The 17,224-nt window shown below is 72.3% G+C and carries 13 protein-coding genes; 9 read left to right on the top strand and 4 right to left on the bottom strand.

Annotated elements, in window-relative coordinates; genetic code table 11:
* Positions 1–102: 102 nt before the first annotated feature.
* Positions 103–960, bottom strand: coding sequence for a pyrimidine reductase family protein (locus SM452_RS29820; protein ID WP_463841172.1), 858 nt, complete (start codon positions 958–960; stop codon positions 103–105).
* Positions 961–1,110: 150 nt separating this feature from the next.
* Here SM452_RS29820 and SM452_RS29825 point away from each other — a divergent pair, with 150 nt between their 5' ends.
* From SM452_RS29825 to SM452_RS29850, 6 genes are all read left to right on the top strand, one after another.
* On the top strand, positions 1,111–1,656 hold the full coding sequence (locus tag SM452_RS29825) for a plasmid pRiA4b ORF-3 family protein (RefSeq protein ID WP_262013489.1): 546 nt from the start codon (positions 1,111–1,113) through the stop codon (positions 1,654–1,656).
* Positions 1,657–1,867: 211 nt separating this feature from the next.
* Entirely contained in the window at positions 1,868–3,187 is a 1,320-nt protein-coding gene (locus SM452_RS29830) for an ABC transporter substrate-binding protein (RefSeq protein WP_120570966.1), read from the top strand.
* Positions 3,188–3,305: 118 nt separating this feature from the next.
* Positions 3,306–4,286 (top strand): carbohydrate ABC transporter permease, encoded by a 981-nt coding sequence (locus tag SM452_RS29835; protein WP_194803261.1) that lies wholly within the window; start codon positions 3,306–3,308, stop codon positions 4,284–4,286.
* 105 nt (positions 4,287–4,391) lie between these two features.
* Entirely contained in the window at positions 4,392–5,192 is an 801-nt protein-coding gene (locus SM452_RS29840; RefSeq protein WP_030274682.1) for a carbohydrate ABC transporter permease, read from the top strand.
* The gene (locus tag SM452_RS29845) at positions 5,189–6,622 is read left to right on the top strand and encodes a GH1 family beta-glucosidase (protein WP_262016361.1); all 1,434 of its coding nucleotides are present in this window, start codon (positions 5,189–5,191) and stop codon (positions 6,620–6,622) included. Before SM452_RS29840 ends, SM452_RS29845 begins: the two co-directional genes overlap by 4 nt.
* 82 nt (positions 6,623–6,704) lie before the next feature.
* Positions 6,705–7,751 (top strand): LacI family DNA-binding transcriptional regulator, encoded by a 1,047-nt coding sequence (locus tag SM452_RS29850; protein ID WP_135238999.1) that lies wholly within the window; start codon positions 6,705–6,707, stop codon positions 7,749–7,751.
* A gap of 23 nt (positions 7,752–7,774) precedes the next feature.
* On the opposite strand, the gene SM452_RS29855 is transcribed toward SM452_RS29850, so the two are convergent.
* Entirely contained in the window at positions 7,775–8,986 is a 1,212-nt protein-coding gene (locus tag SM452_RS29855) for an acyl-CoA dehydrogenase family protein (RefSeq protein ID WP_355514509.1), read from the bottom strand.
* Positions 8,987–10,060 (bottom strand): phosphotransferase family protein, encoded by a 1,074-nt coding sequence (locus tag SM452_RS29860; protein ID WP_355514507.1) that lies wholly within the window; start codon positions 10,058–10,060, stop codon positions 8,987–8,989.
* Between the two features lie 150 nt (positions 10,061–10,210).
* Between SM452_RS29860 and SM452_RS29865 the strand changes: the two genes are divergently transcribed.
* The gene (locus SM452_RS29865) at positions 10,211–10,915 is read left to right on the top strand and encodes an ACT domain-containing protein (protein WP_355514504.1); all 705 of its coding nucleotides are present in this window, start codon (positions 10,211–10,213) and stop codon (positions 10,913–10,915) included.
* An 80-nt stretch (positions 10,916–10,995) separates the two neighbouring features.
* Complete coding sequence (locus tag SM452_RS29870; protein WP_463841173.1) at positions 10,996–12,084, top strand: GNAT family N-acetyltransferase; 1,089 nt, start codon at positions 10,996–10,998, stop codon at positions 12,082–12,084.
* A gap of 176 nt (positions 12,085–12,260) precedes the next feature.
* On the opposite strand, the gene SM452_RS29875 is transcribed toward SM452_RS29870, so the two are convergent.
* Entirely contained in the window at positions 12,261–13,826 is a 1,566-nt protein-coding gene (locus SM452_RS29875; RefSeq protein WP_262016358.1) for an aldehyde dehydrogenase family protein, read from the bottom strand.
* A 427-nt stretch (positions 13,827–14,253) separates the two neighbouring features.
* On the opposite strand from SM452_RS29875, the gene SM452_RS29880 reads away from it, so the two are divergent.
* Positions 14,254–17,121: a glycoside hydrolase family 9 protein gene (locus SM452_RS29880; RefSeq protein WP_463841174.1), complete on the top strand. Its 2,868-nt coding sequence runs from the start codon at positions 14,254–14,256 to the stop codon at positions 17,119–17,121.
* The last annotated feature ends 103 nt before the right edge of the window (positions 17,122–17,224 follow it).

A 17,224-nucleotide genomic window follows, 5' to 3' on the forward strand; every position in this document is an offset into this window, starting at 1 on the left:
CAGACCGATCTCCTCGCCGGCTTCTTCGCCAGCACCGGCATGACCCTCGAACCCGAGCCACCGAGATAACTCGAACCTTGGCCTTTCAACCTCTGTAGTGGGTCAGGCGGCGGGGGCGGCGCCGGCGGGCGGGGTCTCGGCGGGGTCGCGGGCGTAGCGCAGCATCAGCACGCCGTCGGCGGCGGCCAGCACGTGCCGCAGCGGCAGGTGACGCGGGACGCTGGTGTCCCCGGCGGTGATCCGGCCCGGCCCGGCGCCGGCGAGCAGCGGCGCCACCGTGAGACACAGCTCGTCGACCAGGTCGGCGGCGGTGAGCGCGCCGAACAGATGCGGACCGCCCTCGCAGAGCAACTGGTCGAGCCCGCGCCGGCGCAGCTCGGCCAGGCCGGCGACGAGATCGACCCGCCCGGTGCCACCAGTCCGCCCGGCGCCGTCCGCCCGGCCGCTGCCGTCGACGCGGTCGGTTTCCTCGGCCGGGTCGGTGCCGCAGGGGACCACGTCTGCCACGTCGGTCAGCCCGGGCGGCGGTTCGGCGTCGGCGTGGGTGAGCACGATCGGCCGGACCGGGGCGTCGGCGAAGGCGGCCTGCGCCGGGTCGAGGTCGAGCGACCCGGAGACGACCACCAGCGTCGGGAACTCGGCCAGCCCGTGCTCGCGCCGCCAGGCCCGGCGCTCCGGGCTCAGCCGGACCGCCCGGTAGCCCTCGTGCCGCAGCGTGCCGGCGGCCACCACGAGGCCGTCGCAGAGCATCCGCAGCAGGCCGAAGACCCGCTTGTCCGGCTCGCCGGACAGCCCGGCCGAGTATCCGTCCAGAGTGACCGCGCCGTCGGCGCTGGCGACGAAGTTGACCCGCAGGTGCGGACGGGCCGCGCGGCCGTAGAGCGCGGTGAGCTGCGGATCGGTGAGCGCACCGGTAACGGGTGCGGGCCAGATCCGTTCGATCGGGGTTCCGACGGTCATTCGCCGGCCGGACCGGTGACCGGAGGGGTGGGTTCGGGGGTACGGTGCTGGCAGTCGCACCACTTCCGGCCAGGACAGTCGTCGTGCCGCCGTTCCCGGCAGGCTCGGCAGATCATGCAGGCAGCCTATGCCCAGGAAGGATGGGACGTCGTGTCGCGTCAGATCTTCCAGCTCATGGTGTCGCTGGCCGGCGTCCGGCCGCCGGTGTGGCGGCGGGTGCTGGTGCCCGGCGGCTACACGCTGGACCGGCTGCACCGGGTGATCCAGCACGCGATGGGCTGGCGCGACTGCCACCTGCACTCGTTCGACGTCGACGGCCGGCAGTACGGCGAGCCCGACCCGGACGGCGAACTGTCGTTGCGCGACGAGCTGGACGTCCGGCTGGACGCGCTCGTGGGCAAGGGCGACCGGTTCCGCTACACCTACGACTTCGGTGACTGGTGGGAGCACGACCTGGTGGTGGAGGACTGCTGCGCCGCCGACCCGGACGAGCGCTACCCGCTGTGCCTGGACGGGGAGCGGGCCTGCCCGCCGGAGGACGTGGGCGGTCCGGCCGGGTACGCGGTCCTGCTGGCCGCGCTCGCCGACCCCGAGCATCAGGAGCACCCGGCCATGCGCGAGTGGGCCGGCCCGGCGTTCGATCCGGCCGCGTTCGACCCGGACCGCGCCACCGTCCTGCTGCGCCGCTGCTGCTGACCTGAGCCCCCGCGCCGCCGACCGCGCGCCGACGCGGTAACGAAATGGGAACGCTCCCAACGGTCTATTGACACCCCTGTCACCTCCCGGCAACCTCATGGGAGCGCTCCCGAGAGTGGTGCGGATCTCCCTCCTGCCCGCTCCGGCCCGCGCGAAACGCACCCCCCACCACACAGCAGATATCGCCTCACCACCGAAAGAGGGGTCTCGGATGAGCGTCCCAATCCGTCGTCGGCGCTTCGCGGCCATCGCGCTCGCGTCCGTCGTCGTGCTCGGCACCACCGCCGCCTGCGGCGACGACTCGGACAGCGGCGACAGCGGCAGCGGCGGCGGCCCGATCACCCTGGTCGTCGACGTCTTCGGCGACCAGGGCTTCGGCTACGAAGAGCTGTACAAGCAGTACGAAGCGGAGCACACGAACGTCAAGATCCAGGAGCGGGGCAAGGGCCTCGGCCTCGGTGACTACAACACCCGCCTCACCCAGCAGATCACCGCGGGCTCGGGCGCCGGCGACGTGGTGGCCCTGGAAGAGGGCACGATCGTCCAGTTCTACGCCCAGGCCGACAAGTTCGTGAACCTCGCCGACCACGGCGCGAACGACCTCAAGGGCAACTTCCTGCCGTGGAAGTGGGAGCAGGGCACCACCCCCGACGGCAAGGTGCTGGGCCTCGGCACCGACGTCGGCTCGATGGCGCTGTGCTACCGCAGCGACCTGTTCAAGGCCGCCGGGCTGCCCACCGACCGCGAGCAGGTCGGCGCGCTCTGGCCGACCTGGGACGAGTTCATCGCCACCGGCCAGAAGTTCGCCGCCGCCGACAAGAAGCACAAGTTCGTCGACTCGGCGACCAACTTCTACAACGTGGTGCTGATGCAGGTCGCGGGCCAGGGCACCGGCTACACGTACTACGACAAGAGCAACAAGATGGTCATCGACCAGAACCCGGACGTGAAGACGGCGTACGACCTCACCACCAAGATGATCGCCGCCGGGCTGTCCAACAACCTCCAGTCGTTCTCCAACGAGTGGAACGCCGGCTTCAAGAACGGCACCTTCGCCACCATCGCCTGCCCCGCCTGGATGACCGGTGTCATCAAGGGCCAGGCCGGTGACGCGGCGGCCGGCAAGTGGGACATCGCCAAGGCGCCGGGCGCCGGTGGCAACTGGGGCGGCTCCTTCCTCGGCGTGCCGAAGTCGAGCAAGCACCAGAAGGAGGCCGCGGAGCTGGCCAAGTTCCTGACCAGCGCCAAGGGCCAGATCGGCGCGTACAAGGCGGTCGGCAACCTGCCCTCGAACCCGCAGGCGCTCACCGACCCGGCCGTGGCCGACTCGACCAACGACTACTTCAGCAAGGCCCCGGTCGGCAAGATCTTCGCCGCCGGCGCCACCGAGCTGAAGCCGGTCTACCTCGGCCCGAAGAACAACGCGGTCCGCACCGCGGTGGAGAACAGCCTGCGCGCCGTGGAGCAGGGCAAGTCGGCCGGCGAGCAGTGGCAGACGGCCCTCAAGAACGGTGCGGCCGCCGGTAAGTAACCGGTTGAGCCGCCCGCGGGTGGCGTCGGCAGCCCGGCTGCCGGCGCCACCCGCGGTGCCCGCAGAGTCCGGCGTCGCCCGTGTGGCGGGTGACGCCGGCCGAGGAGAAGGACTCCCCATGAGCCTCGACCTGCACGCCGCGGCGCCGCCCGAACCCGGCCCGCCGCGCGCCGCCCGTCACTCGCGCCGCCGTGCCGCCTCACTGACGCGCCTGGACCTGAAATACTCGCCGTACCTGTACGTCCTGCCGTTCTTCGTGATCTTCGCCGTGTTCGGCGTGTACCCGATCGCGTACACGGTCTGGATCGCGCTGACCGACCGGTCGCCGCTGAACTCGACGATCTCCTTCGTCGGGATGGACAACTTCGTCGAACTGATCACCGAGGACCCGCAGTTCTGGAACGCGGTGGTCAACACGTTCGGCATGTTCCTGCTCTCCACGGTGCCCCAGCTGCTGCTGGCACTGATGCTCGCCAATGCGCTGAACCGGAAGCTGCGCGCGCAGACGTTCTTCCGGATGGCCATCGCGATGCCGATCATCACCTCGACCGCCGTGGTCGCGCTGATCTTCTCGATGATCTACGCCAAGGACTTCGGCCTGGTCAACTGGCTGCTCGACAGCGTCGGCCTGGACCCGATCGACTGGCGGGCGAATCGCTTCGCCTCCTGGTTCGCCATCTCCACCATGGTCGACTGGCGCTGGGTCGGCTACAACGCGCTGATCTACCTGGCCGCCATGCAGTCGATCAGCAAGGACATGTACGAGGCCGCGGCGCTGGACGGCGCCTCCCGGCGGCGCCAGTTCTGGTCCATCACGGTCCCGCAGCTGCGCCCCACGATCATCTTCACGCTGATCATCTCCACCATCGGCGGCCTCCAGCTGTTCACCGAGCCCCTGCTGTTCACCAGCGGCTCGGGCGGTCTCTCCGGTGGTTCGGAGGGCCAGTTCCAGACCATCACGATGTACCTGCTCGACGTGATGAACCAGCGTTTCCGGTGGGGCTACGCCGGAGCGGTCGCGCTCGTGCTCTTCGTGCTCATCGCGTTGATGTCGGCGATCAACTACCTGCTCGCCCGCCGCATCAGCTCCGACAAGTGAGGTGACGAGATGACGACCACCGCCGTCCGCCCGCCCACCCGGCAGAGTCCGCCGGTCAAGACCGCCCACCGCGCCGAGCGGCTCTGGAAGGCCAGCCCGCTCACCATGATCGGCCTGATCTTCGGCGTGCTGCTGTCTCTTTTCCCGTTCTACTGGATGATCGTGATCGCCAGCCGGACGAACGACGCGGCAAACTCGTGGCCGCCGCCGTTCCTGCCCGGCGGCAAGCTCGGCGAGAACATCGAGCGGGTGCTCGCCAACAGCGACGCCAACATCGTCAAGGGCCTGATGAACTCGTTCCTGGTCTCCGGGACGATCACCGTCGCGACGGTGTTCTTCGGCTCGCTGGCCGGCTTCGCGTTCGCCAAGCTCCGCTTCCGGGGCAAGAACGCGCTGCTGCTGATCATCCTCACCTCGATGATGGTGCCGATCCAGCTCGGCGTGCTGCCGCTGTACATCCTGATGGCGAAGCTCGACTGGCTGAACACCATGCCGTCGGTGACCGTTCCGTTCCTGATCGGCGGCTTCGGCATCTTCATGATGCGCCAGTACGCCGAGCAGGCGGTACCGAACGAGTTGATCGAGGCCGCCCGGGTGGACGGCTGCTCCACCTGGCGGGTGTACTGGCACGTGGTGGCGCCCGCGCTGCGTCCGGCCGCCGCGGTGCTGGGCCTGCTGACCTTCATGGAGCAGTGGAACCAGTTCTTCTGGCCGTTCGTGGTGCTGGCGGACCCGTCCAACCCGACCGTCCAGATCTCGCTGCGCAGCCTCAACACCGCCTACTTCGCCGACAACTCGCAGATCTTCGCCGGTACGTTGATCGCGACCCTGCCCCTGTTCGTCGTGTTCGTTCTGTTCGGCCGCCAGATCATCGGCGGCATCATGGAAGGCGCCGTCAAGTCGTGAGCAACCCAGCAAGCCCGCCCGCCGTCGGTCTCCTCGACGCCGGTCCGGCCCTGACCTTCCCGCCGGACTTCCTCTGGGGCGCGGCCACCGCCGCGTACCAGATCGAGGGCGGGGCGACGGAAGGCGGCCGTACCCCGTCGATCTGGGACACCTTCAGCCACACCGAGGGCCGGACCGTGGCCGGGCACACCGGCGACGTGGCGTGCGACCACTACCACCGGATGCCTGACGACGTGCGGCTGATGGCCGACCTGGGCCTGCGGTCGTACCGCTTCTCGGTGAGCTGGCCGCGGGTGCAGCCGGGCGGCACCGGCGGGGTCAACCAGGAGGGCATGGACTTCTACCGCCGGCTGGTCGACGAGCTGCTCGGCCACGGCATCGAGCCGTGGCTGACGCTCTACCACTGGGACATGCCGCAGCCGCTGGAGGACGCGGGCGGCTGGCCGGCCCGGGACACCGCCGCCCGCTTCGCCGAGTACGCCCACCTGGTCGCCGAGGCGCTCGGTGACCGGGTGAAGTACTTCACCACGCTGAACGAGCCGTGGTGCTCGGCGTTCCTCGGTTACGGCTCCGGCGTGCACGCGCCGGGCCGCTCCGACGGCGCGGACGCGGTCCGGGCCGGGCACCACCTCATGCTCGGTCACGGCCTGGCCGTGCAGGCGGTACGCGCGGTCCGCCCGGACGCGCAGCTCGGCATCACCGTCAACCTGTACCCGGTGACCCCGGCGAGCGGGTCGGCGGCCGACGCCGACGCGGCCCGGCGGATCGACGCGCTGGCGAACCGGTTCTTCCTGGACCCGGTGCTGCGCGGGGCGTACCCGGCCGACCTCGTCGCGGACCTGCGTCAGGTCACCGACATGGGGCACGTGCGCGACGGTGACCTGGCGACCATCTCCACGCCGCTGGACATGGTCGGGGTCAACTACTACAGCCGGCACGTGGTGGCCGCCCCGGTCGAGGGCGCGGAGCCGGAGCCCTACTGGCGGGCGCCGTCCTGCTGGCCGGGCAGCGAGGACGTCCGGTTCGTCACCCGGGGTGTCCCGGTGACGGACATGGACTGGGAGATCGACGCGCCGGGCCTGGTGGAGACGCTGGAGCGGGTCCACCGGGAGTACACCGACCTGCCGCTCTACGTCACCGAGAACGGCTCGGCGTTCGTCGACGAGCTGGTCGACGGCCGGGTGGACGACCCGGACCGGCTGGCCTACTTCTCGGCGCACCTGCGCGCGGCGCACGCCGCGATCGAGGCCGGTGTGCCGCTCAAGGGCTACTTCGCCTGGTCGCTCCTGGACAACTTCGAGTGGGCCTGGGGTTACACGAAGCGGTTCGGCATGGTCTATGTCGACTACGACAGCCAGGCCCGGATCGCGAAGTCCAGCGCCAGGTGGTACGCCGACGTGATCCGACGCAACGGACTGCCCGCACAATAAGCTGGGCCAGCCAGTAACGGGCGGCCCGGCGCCGACGCCTCAATCGGTGCCGGGCCCGCCCGACCGTCGGAGGAGCACAACGATGACAACGCAGCGCACCCGCTCGCTCGGGCGTCCGACCCTCGACGCGGTCGCGGCTCGCGCCGGCGTCGGGCGCGGCACGGTCTCCCGCGTGGTCAACGGCTCGCCGCAGGTCAGCCCGGAGGCCCGGGCCGCCGTCCAGCAGGCCATCGCCGAGCTGGGGTACGTGCCGAACCGCGCCGCCCGTGCGCTGGTCACCCAGCGGACCGACTCGGTCGCACTGGTCGTGTCCGAGTCGGGGGAGCGGGTCTTCACCGAGCCGTTCTTCGCGGCCATCGTCCGGGGCGTCAGCTCCGGGCTGGTGGAGACGCCGATGCAGCTCTGGCTGGCCATGGTGCAGTCGCCGATCGAGCGGGAACGGGTCGAGCACCACCTGACCAACCAGCACGTGGACGGCGTACTCCTGCTGTCGCTGCACGACGCCGACCCGCTGCCCACGCTGCTGGAGGAGCGCGGCCTGCCGACAGTGCTCGGCGGCCGCCCGGCGCGGATGCTGCACCCGAACGCGCAGCCGGCATGGTTCGTGGACATGGACAACGTCGGCGGCGCGCGGCAGGCGGTGGAGCACCTGTTCCGCCAGGGCCGACGGCGGGTCGCGACGATCGCCGGCCCGCAGGACATGGGCGCCGGCCTGGCCCGGCTCTCCGGCTACCAGGAGGCAGTGCGTGCGTCCGGCAGCCGGGTCGATCCGGGCCTGATCGCGTACGGGGACTTCAGCGAGGGCAGCGGCACCGCCGCCATGCGCCGGCTGCTCGACGTGTGCCCGGAACTGGACGCCGTGTTCGTGGCCTCCGACCTGATGGCCTTCGGCGCGCTGCGCGCGTTGCGCGAGGCCGGCCGCCGGGTGCCCGAGGACGTGGCGGTGATCGGCTTCGACGACGCCCCGATCGCGCGTCAGGCCGAGCCGCCGCTGACCACCGTGTTCCAGCCGGTGGAGGAGATGGGCCGGCAGATGGCCCGGCTGCTGGTGTCCCGCATCCGGGGCGAGGAGGTCCCCTCCCCGCACGTGCTGCTGGACACCGAGCTGATCCACCGGGCCTCCGCCTGACCCACCTCCGGCGGGGGAGCGGGTCAGGAGTGGCGGCGCAGCTCGCGGCGGGCCAGCGACGCGCGGTGGACCTCGTCGGGGCCGTCGGCCAAGCGCAGCGTGCGAGCCGCCGCCCACAGCTCGGCCAGCGGGGTGTCCTGGCTGACCCCGGCCCCGCCGTACGCCTGGATGGCCTTGTCGATCACCCACTCGGCCATCAGCGGGGTAGCGATCTTGATGGCCTGGATCTCGGTGTGCGCGCCCTTGTTGCCGACGGTGTCCATCAGCCACGCGGTCTTGAGCACGAGCAGGCGGGCCTGCTCGATCCGGACCCGCGACTCGGCGATCCACTCGCGGACCACGCCCTGCTCGGCGAGCGGGCGGCCGAACGCGACCCGGTCGAGCACGCGCCGGCAGAGCAGCTCCAGGGCCCGCTCGGCCATGCCGACCAGGCGCATGCAGTGGTGGATCCGGCCGGGGCCGAGCCGGGCCTGGGCGATGGCGAACCCGGTGCCCTCCTCGCCGACCAGGTTGTCCACCGGCACCCGTACGTCCGAAAAGTCGATCTCGGCGTGCCCGCCGTGCGGGGCGTCGCTGTAGCCGAAGACCCGCATCCCGCGGCGTACCGTCACGCCGGGTGTGTCCCGGGGGACCAGGATCATGCTCTGCTGGCGGTGCCGGTCGGCGTCCGGGTCGGTCTTGCCCATCACGATGAAGATCTCGCAGCGCGGGTCCATCGCCCCGGACGACCACCACTTACGGCCGTTGATGACGTAGTGGTCGCCGTCGCGGACGATCCGGGTGGCGATGTTCGTCGCGTCGGAGGACGCCACCTCCGGCTCGGTCATGCAGAACGCGGACCGGATCTCACCGGCCAGCAGCGGCATGAGCCACTGCTTGCGCTGCTCCTCCGAGCCGAACTCGGCCAGCAGCTCCATGTTGCCGGTGTCCGGCGCGGCGCAGTTGAGCGCCTCCGGGGCCAGGTGCGGGCTGCGGCCGGTCAGCTCGGCCAGCGGCGCGTACTGGAGGTTGGTCAGGCCGGCGCCGTAGCGGGCGTCGGGCAGGAACAGGTTCCACAGCCCGCGCTCCCGCGCCTGCGCCTTCAGCTCCTCCATCACCGGCGGGCGGGCCCACGGGTCGCCGGCGGCGGCCACCTGCTCGTGGTGCACCGGCTCGGCCGGGTACACGCACTCGGTGAGGAACGCCTCCAGCCGCTGCCGCAGCTCGACCGTCCGGTCGTCGTACGCGAACTCCATCTAGCTCTCCCTCACCGCGTGCAGCCCGTGTGCCACGAGCGGCGCCACCATGTCGCCGATCCGGTCGAAGCCCTCGCCCAGCGTCTGCCCGAGCGTGTGCCGGTAGTGGATGCCCTCGCAGATCACCGCGAGCTTGAAACAGCCGAGCGCCACGTGCCAGTGCAGCGGACCGACGTCGACGTCGCTGCGCCCGGCGTACCGCTCGATCAGTTCGGCGCCGGTGGGGAAGCCGGCCCGCGGCCCGATGCCGTCGGCCACCGGGTTGCCCTCGCCGTGGTCGCTGTCGCCGAGCACGTCCCAGTACGTCAGCAGCAGCCCGAGGTCGGCCAGCGGATCGCCGAGCGTGGCCATCTCCCAGTCGAGCACCGCCCGCACCGCCACCGGGTCGACTGTGGCGAGCAGGTTGTCCAGCCGGTAGTCGCCGTGCACGATCCGGCCCGCGTTCGCGCCCTCGGGCACGCTGGCGGCCAGCGCGTCGCGCAGCTCGTCGATGCCGGGCAACGGCCGGCTGCGGGACCGGTCGAGCTGGCCGGCCCAGCGGCGTACCTGCCGGGCCAGGTAGCCCTCCGGGCGGCCGAAGTCGGCCAGCCCCACCTCGGCCGGCTCGACCCGGTGCAGCGTGGCGAGCGTGTCCATCATCGCCATGGCGAGGTCGCGCCGCTGGGCGGCGGTGAGCGCGTCGGTCTGCTCCCGCCGTCGGTAGACCTCGCCGTCGACCATGGCCATCAGGTAGAACGGCGCGCCGATGACGCTCTCGTCGGCGCAGAGCAGCAGCGCCTCCGGCACGGGTACGCCGGTCGGCGCGAGCGCCGAGATCACCCGGTGCTCGCGGGCCATGTCGTGCGCGGTGGCCAGCACGTGCCCGAGCGGTGGCCGGCGCAGCACCACCTCGCGGTCACCGGCGCGCAGCAGGTAGGTGAGGTTGGACTTGCCGCCGGCGATCAGCCGCGCCGACAGCGGCCCGCTCAGGTCCGGCCGGTGGACGGCCAGGTGGGCGGCGAGCCGGTCGAGGTCGAGCCCGCGGGGGGCCGGACCGGTCGAGGGCGCGGCGACATCGGCGGCCGGATCGGTCATCCGATTAGTTGATGGCAGCTCAGCTTTGTTGTCAAGGTCGGGTTTTCCCGGCGGGACATGCCCTTGCAACAGGGGCGAAATGGTCAACCGGCAGGCTGGGCCCCAGCCTGCCGGCCGCTCGGCCGGCCCGCCGAGCGGAGGGGATCAGACATGCTGCTGAGAGTTCGGGTGACCCTGCCGGACCGTCCGGGCACGCTCGGCCAGGTGGCCCGGACACTCGGCGTCTCCGGTGCGGACATCGTGCAGGTGGTGGTGCTGGAACGGCTCGGCGGCCGGGCGGTGGACGACTTCACGGTGGTCTGGCCGGGTGCGGAGCGGGTGGAGCGGATGCTCGCCGGGCTCGCAGCGATCCCCGGCGTCCGGGTGGACGGGGTGTGGCGGGCGATCGGCGCGCCCACCACCACCGGTCAGGACGCCGAACTGCTCGCCCAGGTGGCGGCGAACCCGGTCGACGGGGTGGCCACGCTCGTCGACGCGGTGCCGGGGCTGCTCGCCGCGGACTGGGCGGTGGTCGCCGTCGTACCCCTGGACTGGGCCTCGCGCAGCGGCGAGGCCGGCGTCGCCGCGATCGGCCACGCGAGCTGGCGGGCGCCGGTGCCGCCGCGGCTGCCGGAGGTGACCCCGCTGCGGGCGCGCGCCATGACCAGCCCGGACGGGCACCACTACGCGGTGGCGCCGTTCGGCCGGGCCGGGCTGGTGCTCGTGGTCGCCCGCGACCACAGCGAGCCGCTCGCCGCCGCCGGGTTCCACTCCACCGAGGTGGACCGGCTCGCCCAGCTCGTCCGCGCCGGCGCGGTGATCCTCGGCGACCGGCTGGACCTGGTCGGCACGCCGCCCGTGACCACCGTCACCTGACCGGAGGGCCCGCGTCACCCCGGGGCAACGGGCCCGCAACAGGCGCACGGCATGGTCGGTGCCGAGGAAGGGAGACAACCATGGCGCTGTGGCGGATCCGAGCCACCGTGGACGACCGGCCGGGCTACCTGTCGGTGCTCACGGCGAGCCTCGCGTTGCGCGGGGTCAACATCCTCAGCGTGCAGGTGCACACCACCGAGGCCGGCGCTGTCGACGACTTCCTGGTCGACGCGCCCGAGCAGGTGACCGAGGCGGAGCTGCGGGCCGCCGTGGAGCGGGGCCGGGGCCGGGAGTGCTGGATCGCGCGCAGCGGGGCGCGCGGGCTGGCCGACGAGCCGACCCGGCTGCTCGGGCTCGCCGGGCGGCTGGTGCGTGACCCGGAGGCGGCCGGCGAGGTGCTGCGGACGCTGCTCGGCGCCGACACGGTGACCTGGCGTCCGACGCCCGCCGCCGCGCCGGGCGGGGTGGGCGGCACCACGATGGTGCTCGCCGACCCGGCCGGCGGCGCGCACGAGCTGCACCGCCGGGAGCCGAGCTTCACCCCGGCCGAGTACGCCCGCGCGCAGGCCCTCGTCGAGCTGGCGGCGACGCTGGCCCGCCGGGACGCCGACCGGATCACGCTGGTGCTGCCGGACGGCGGTGAGGTGTCGGTGCGGGCCGCGACCGCCGAGGACGTCCCCGGCGTACGCGACCTGCACGCCGCCTGCTCGGCGCGCAGCCGGCAGCGGCGCTACCTGAGCGGGGCGGCGGACCCGTCGCCGGCCCGGCTGCGCCGGCTGCTGGAACCGGCGCGGGGCGTGACACTGCTCGCCACGGCGGGCTCCGGCGGGGCGGCGGAGCCGGTCGTGGCGATGGCGAACCTGCTCGGCGAGGGCGACGAGGCCGAGGCGGCGCTGCTGGTCCGCGACGACTGGCAGCGGCGGGGTCTCGGCTCGGCGTTGCTGCGCCGCCTGGTCGGCCACGCCGACCGGGCCGGCTACGCCGCCGTGCTGCTGCACGTGCAGTCCGAGAACACGCCGATGCTGCGGACGCTGCGCCGGCTGGACCGGCCGGTGGCGATGGAACGCGACGGCAGCGTGCTGACCGCGACGCTCCCGCTGGCCGCACGGCCGCCGGTCGAGCCCGCCGCGCGGGCCGAGGTGTCGGTACCGGCGCAGCGGTCGAGTTGAGCTGACGGCCGCCGGCCGGATCCCGGAGGTGCGCCGCAACGGCGCGGCGCACCCGAGGGGTACGGCCCGGACGGCCGAAACCGGCGCGGTCACGCGCCACAGGGGCCGACCTCCGATACGGGGGACGGTGACACGGCGGGGCTCCCGATGCGGGGGCCCCGCCCGTCTGTGCGCGATCAGGTGGCCGGGTAGCTGCTGTAGTCGGGGAAGTTGCCGTAGAGCCGGCCGTCGCCGCCCACGGTGACCGCCTGCACGAGCAGGTCGCCGCCGACGAACGCACCCTTCCAGGACGCGCCCCGGCCGCCGAACGGCTCGTCCCGGTCGCCTCGGGAGCGCGGCTTGTTGATGCCCACCTTGAACGCCTGCAGGTCCATCGCCAGCTTGCCGGCGAGTTCCTCGTCGTCGCAGGCGAGCGACGCGACGAGCGCGCCGTTCGAGGCGTTCATCTGGGCCAGCAGCTCGTCCGTGGTGTCCACCACGACGATGGTGTCGACCGGGCCGAACGGCTCGGCGTGCATGAGGCGGGACCGGCCGGGCGGGGCCAGCAGCACGGCCGGCGCGACGTACGCGGACGTGTCCTGCCCGTCCAGGAACGGCGCCCCGTCCAGCTTGCCGCGGTGCAGCGGCACGGCACCGCCGCGTACCGCCTCGTCGACCTTGCGCCGCAGTTCGTCGGCCTTGGCGGCGCTGATCAGCGGCCCGAAGTCCAGCTCGGGCAGCGGGTCGCCGGCCGACCAGTCGTCGCCGACGGCGAGCGGGTGCCCGAACCGGATCGAGCGGACCACCGGCAGGTACATGTCGAGGAACTCGTCGACCAGGTCGCGCTGGACCACGAACCGGGGGTACGCGGTGCAGCGTTGCTTGCCGTACTCGAAGCCCTTGCGCAGGTGCGCGGCGAGCGAGTCCCACTGGGAGAAGTTCCAGATGCCCCAGGCGTTGAGGCCTTCCTGCTCGATGAAGTGCCGCTTGTCGCAGTCGAGCAGCGCGGCGGCGACCTTGCCGCCGTTGGAGCGCCCGCCGACGAACGCGACAGCGCCGATCTCCGGCGCGCGGACGAGCACCTCGGACAGTTCCTCGCCGCTGCCGGACAGCAGCGTGGCGGGCAGCCCGGCGCGGCGCATCAGCGCGTGTGCGACGGTGAGGCAGACCGCGCCGCCCTGCGACGGCGTCTTGGCGATGACCGCGTTGCCGGCGAGCAACTGCACCAGCTCGGCGTGCACGAGCACGCTCATCGGGTAGTTCCAGGAGGCGATGTTGCTGACCGGGCCGGGCAGCGGCTCCCGCCCGTCGGCGAGCATCCGCTCGATCTCCTGTACGTACCAGCGCACGCCGTCCAGCGCGCGGTCCACGTCGGCGCAGGCCAGCCGCCACGGCTTGCCGATCTCCCAGACCAGCAGCAGGGCGAGCAGGTCGCGGTGTGCGGTGAGCGCGTCGAGGGCGTCGGTGACCCGGGCGACGCGCTCGGCCAGCGGGGTCTGTGCCCACTCCCGGTGCGCGTCGGCGGCGTGGGCGACGGCGGCGCGGGCCGTGTCGGCGTCGAGCCGGGCGAGGTTCACCAGCACGGTGTTGTCCACCGGGGTACGTACGGCGGTGGGCGTGCCGAGCGCGCGCCAGTCGCCCTGGACGAGGTTGTGCAGCGTCGTGGTGCCGTCGGGGCCGGTGCCGAACGCCTCGGGCGTGGCGGCCACCGCCCGGGCGAGGGTGTCGGACCAGGAGGTGCCCTCGGCGAGTCGTAGAGCCATCGCGATCTCCTCAGTGTCGTCCGGGGAGCGGCGGCGTCGATGGCACCGCAGGTGAGGCGTACTGTCCCGCGGGCCGGAGCGGCCGGGCAACCGTACGCTCGTATGCCAGGACGGCCGCGCCGCCGGCGACGCTCTCGCGGGCGCATTCGTCACCGTGGCGATGCCGCTGAGCTGGGACCGAACACGCTCTATATTGAGAAGCATCGATGGTGTGATCCAGCTCCCGATGGTTACCCGTGAGTACACCCGGCGTCCCGGATCGGCGCGCTCTTCCCCTGTGATGAACGGCGCATTACATTGTCGATTGTCCATGGGAGCGCTCCCGAACCTCTCGCGGACGCCCACCACCACCGCCACGCGGCAGCCGGAGCCCTGCGAACCGTCCCCGCTCCGGCTGCCGCCCCGGCGCCAGCCACAGGAGCTCGCCATGCCCCGTCCGATTCCGCCGCCGGGAGGCCGGTCCCGGCTCCGCCGGCTGTTCGCCGCCGGCGCCGCGCTGGCCGTCGGCCTGGCCACGGCCGTCGCCGCCCCGCCACCCGCGTCCGCCGCCCCGCAGGCCGCGGCCACGTTCAACTACGCCGAGGCGCTGCAGAAGTCGCTGTTCTTCTACGAGGCGCAGCAGTCGGGCCGCAAGCCCTCCTGGAACCGGGTCTCCTGGCGCGGCGACTCGGCGCTCACCGACGGTGCCGACGTGGGCGTCGACCTCACCGGCGGCTGGTACGACGCCGGCGACCACGTGAAGTTCGGCTTCCCGATGGCGTTCAGCGCCACCATGCTGGCGTGGGGTGCGGTCGAGTACCGCGACGGGTACGCCGCCTCCGGCCAGCTCACCCACCTGCTGAACAACCTGCGCTTCGTCAACGACTACTTCGTCAAGGCGCACCCCGCCGCGAACGTCCTCTACGGACAGGTCGGCAAGGGCGACGACGACCACAAGTGGTGGGGCCCGGCCGAGGTGATGCCGATGGCGCGGCCCGCGTACAAGATCGACGCGAGCTGCGGCGGCGCGGACCTGGCGGGGGAGACGGCGGCCGCCATGGCCGCCTCGTCGATGGTCTTCCGGTCCACCGACGCGGCCTACGCGGACAAGCTGCTCGGCCACGCCAAGCAGCTCTACACGTTCGCCGACACGGTGCGGAAGAGCTACCACGAGTGCATCACCGACGCGACGAGCTTCTACAAGTCGTGGAGCGGTTACCAGGACGAACTGGTCTGGGGCGCGATCTGGCTGTACCGGGCCACCGGCGACGCCACCTACCTGGCCAAGGCCGAGAGCGAGTACGACAAGCTCGGCACCGAGCCGCAGTCCACCACCCGCTCCTACAAGTGGACCATCGCCTGGGACAACAAGCAGTTCGGCGCGTACGTGCTGCTGGCGAACCTGACCGGCAAGCAGAAGTACGTCGACGACGCCAACCGGTGGCTGGACTACTGGACGGTGGGCGTCAACGGCCAGCGGGTGCCGTACTCGCCCGGCGGGATGGCCGTGCTCGACTCGTGGGGCGCGCTGCGGTACGCCTCCAACACCGCGTTCGCCGCGCTCGTCTACAGCGACAAGACCACCGACACCACGCGCAAGGCGCGCTATCACGACTTCGCCGTCCGGCAGATCAACTACGCGCTCGGCGACAACCCGCGCAACTCCAGCTACCAGATCGGCTACGGCACCAACTCGCCGCGCAACCCGCACCACCGCACCGCGCACGGCTCCTGGTGGGACAGCCAGACCGTACCTGCCGAGACCCGGCACGTGCTCTACGGCGCGCTGGTCGGCGGCCCGTCGGCGGCGAACGACGCGTACACCGACAGCCGGTCGGACTACGTGATGAACGAGGTCGCCACCGACTACAACGCCGGCTTCACCTCCGCGCTGGCCCGGCTCACGAACGAGTACGGCGGCAGCCCGCGCGCCGGTTTCCCGTCCGCGGAGACGCCCGACATGGACGAGCTGACTGTGGAGACCACAGTCATGCAGGCCGAGCCGCGCGCCACCGGGCTCAAGGCGATCATCTACAACAAGTCGGCCTTCCCGGCCCGGGCGCTGACCACCGGTAAGTTCCGGTACTTCTTCCGGCCCGACGGCACCGGACCGGTCACCGTCACGCCCGGCTACACCCAGGGCTGCCCGTCGCCGTCGACCGCGAAGCAGTTCTCCGGCGACGTCTGGTACGTCGAGGTCGACTGCACCGGCTACACCATCGCACCCGCCGGGCAGTCGCAGCACCGGATGGAGGTCCAGTTCAAGATCGGGGTGCCCGAGGGCGGCACCTGGGATCCGACGAACGACCCGTCGTACCAGGCCACCGCCGGGCCGAACCGCAAGGTGCCGCTCTACTCCGGCGGCGTACGCGTCTGGGGCGAGGAGCCCGGACCGGTCACCCCGGACACCACCGCGCCCACAGTGCCCGGCACGCCCGTAGCGTCCGCCGTCACGTCCAGCGGGCTCACGCTGAGCTGGGCCGCGTCCACCGACACCGGCGGCAGCGGCCTGGCCGGGTACGAGGTGACCCGTACCTCGGCCGGCGCCGACCCGGTCGTCACCGCCTCCACCGGGACCACCCTGGCCGTGACCGGGCTGGCGCCGGAGCGGACGTACCAGTTCACCGTGCGGGCGCTCGACGGCGCCGGCAACCGCTCCGCGTCGTCGGCCGCCGTCAGCGTCACCACGCCGGCCGGCCCGGCACCGGACACCACAGCGCCGACCGCACCCGGTACGCCCACCGCCTCCGGGGTCGGCGCGACCGGCCTGACGCTGACCTGGGGCCCGTCCACCGACGCGGTCGGCGTCACCGGGTATCGCGTCTACCGGGGCGGGAACGTCCTGGTCGGCTCCACCACCGGCACCACGCTGGCGGTGACCGGGCTGACCGCCTCCACCACGTACACGTTCACAGTGGTGGCGGTGGACGCGGCCGGCAACGTCTCGCCCGCGTCGCCGGGCGTCACGGTGACCACCACGGCCCCGCCCGCCGGCGGCGCCTGCGCGGTGACCTGGACGGCGAACACCTGGGACACCGGGTTCACCGCCAACGTCACTGTCGCCAACACCGGCACCACGGCGATCAACGGCTGGACGCTGGCGTTCACGTTCGGCAACGCCGGGCAGAAGGTCGGGCAGGCGTGGTCGGCGAACGTGACCCAGACCGGTACGGCGGTGACCGCGTCGAACCTGTCCTACAACGGGACGCTGGCGCCGGGAGCGTCGACCAGCTTCGGCTTCAACGGCACCCACACCGGCGCCAACCCGAAGCCCGCCGCGTTCACGCTGAACGGCTCCGCCTGCACCGTGTCCTGACCGTCGAGGGGGCGTGGCGTGGCCGGTGCCGCACCCGGCGACCCGCCACCCCCCGCCCAGCGCGGCCAGAAACATTACGCAACGGTTCCGAAAACCCCATTGG

The sequence above is a fragment of the Micromonospora sp. SYSU B005 genome (genome assembly GCF_055362685.1).

What these genes read in the sequence shown, in the direction of transcription:
- SM452_RS29850 (WP_135238999.1), top strand. Translation starts at nt 6,705, where the DNA reads ATGACAACGCAGCGCACCCGCTCGCTCGGGCGTCCGACCCTCGACGCG.
- SM452_RS29855 (WP_355514509.1), bottom strand. Translation starts at nt 8,986, where the DNA reads ATGGAGTTCGCGTACGACGACCGGACGGTCGAGCTGCGGCAGCGGCTG.
- SM452_RS29830 (WP_120570966.1), top strand. Translation starts at nt 1,868, where the DNA reads ATGAGCGTCCCAATCCGTCGTCGGCGCTTCGCGGCCATCGCGCTCGCG.
- SM452_RS29835 (WP_194803261.1), top strand. Translation starts at nt 3,306, where the DNA reads ATGAGCCTCGACCTGCACGCCGCGGCGCCGCCCGAACCCGGCCCGCCG.
- SM452_RS29880 (WP_463841174.1), top strand. Translation starts at nt 14,254, where the DNA reads ATGCCCCGTCCGATTCCGCCGCCGGGAGGCCGGTCCCGGCTCCGCCGG.
- SM452_RS29865 (WP_355514504.1), top strand. Translation starts at nt 10,211, where the DNA reads ATGCTGCTGAGAGTTCGGGTGACCCTGCCGGACCGTCCGGGCACGCTC.
- SM452_RS29840 (WP_030274682.1), top strand. Translation starts at nt 4,392, where the DNA reads ATGATCGGCCTGATCTTCGGCGTGCTGCTGTCTCTTTTCCCGTTCTAC.
- SM452_RS29820 (WP_463841172.1), bottom strand. Translation starts at nt 960, where the DNA reads ATGACCGTCGGAACCCCGATCGAACGGATCTGGCCCGCACCCGTTACC.
- SM452_RS29875 (WP_262016358.1), bottom strand. Translation starts at nt 13,826, where the DNA reads ATGGCTCTACGACTCGCCGAGGGCACCTCCTGGTCCGACACCCTCGCC.
- SM452_RS29870 (WP_463841173.1), top strand. Translation starts at nt 10,996, where the DNA reads ATGGCGCTGTGGCGGATCCGAGCCACCGTGGACGACCGGCCGGGCTAC.
- SM452_RS29860 (WP_355514507.1), bottom strand. Translation starts at nt 10,060, where the DNA reads ATGACCGATCCGGCCGCCGATGTCGCCGCGCCCTCGACCGGTCCGGCC.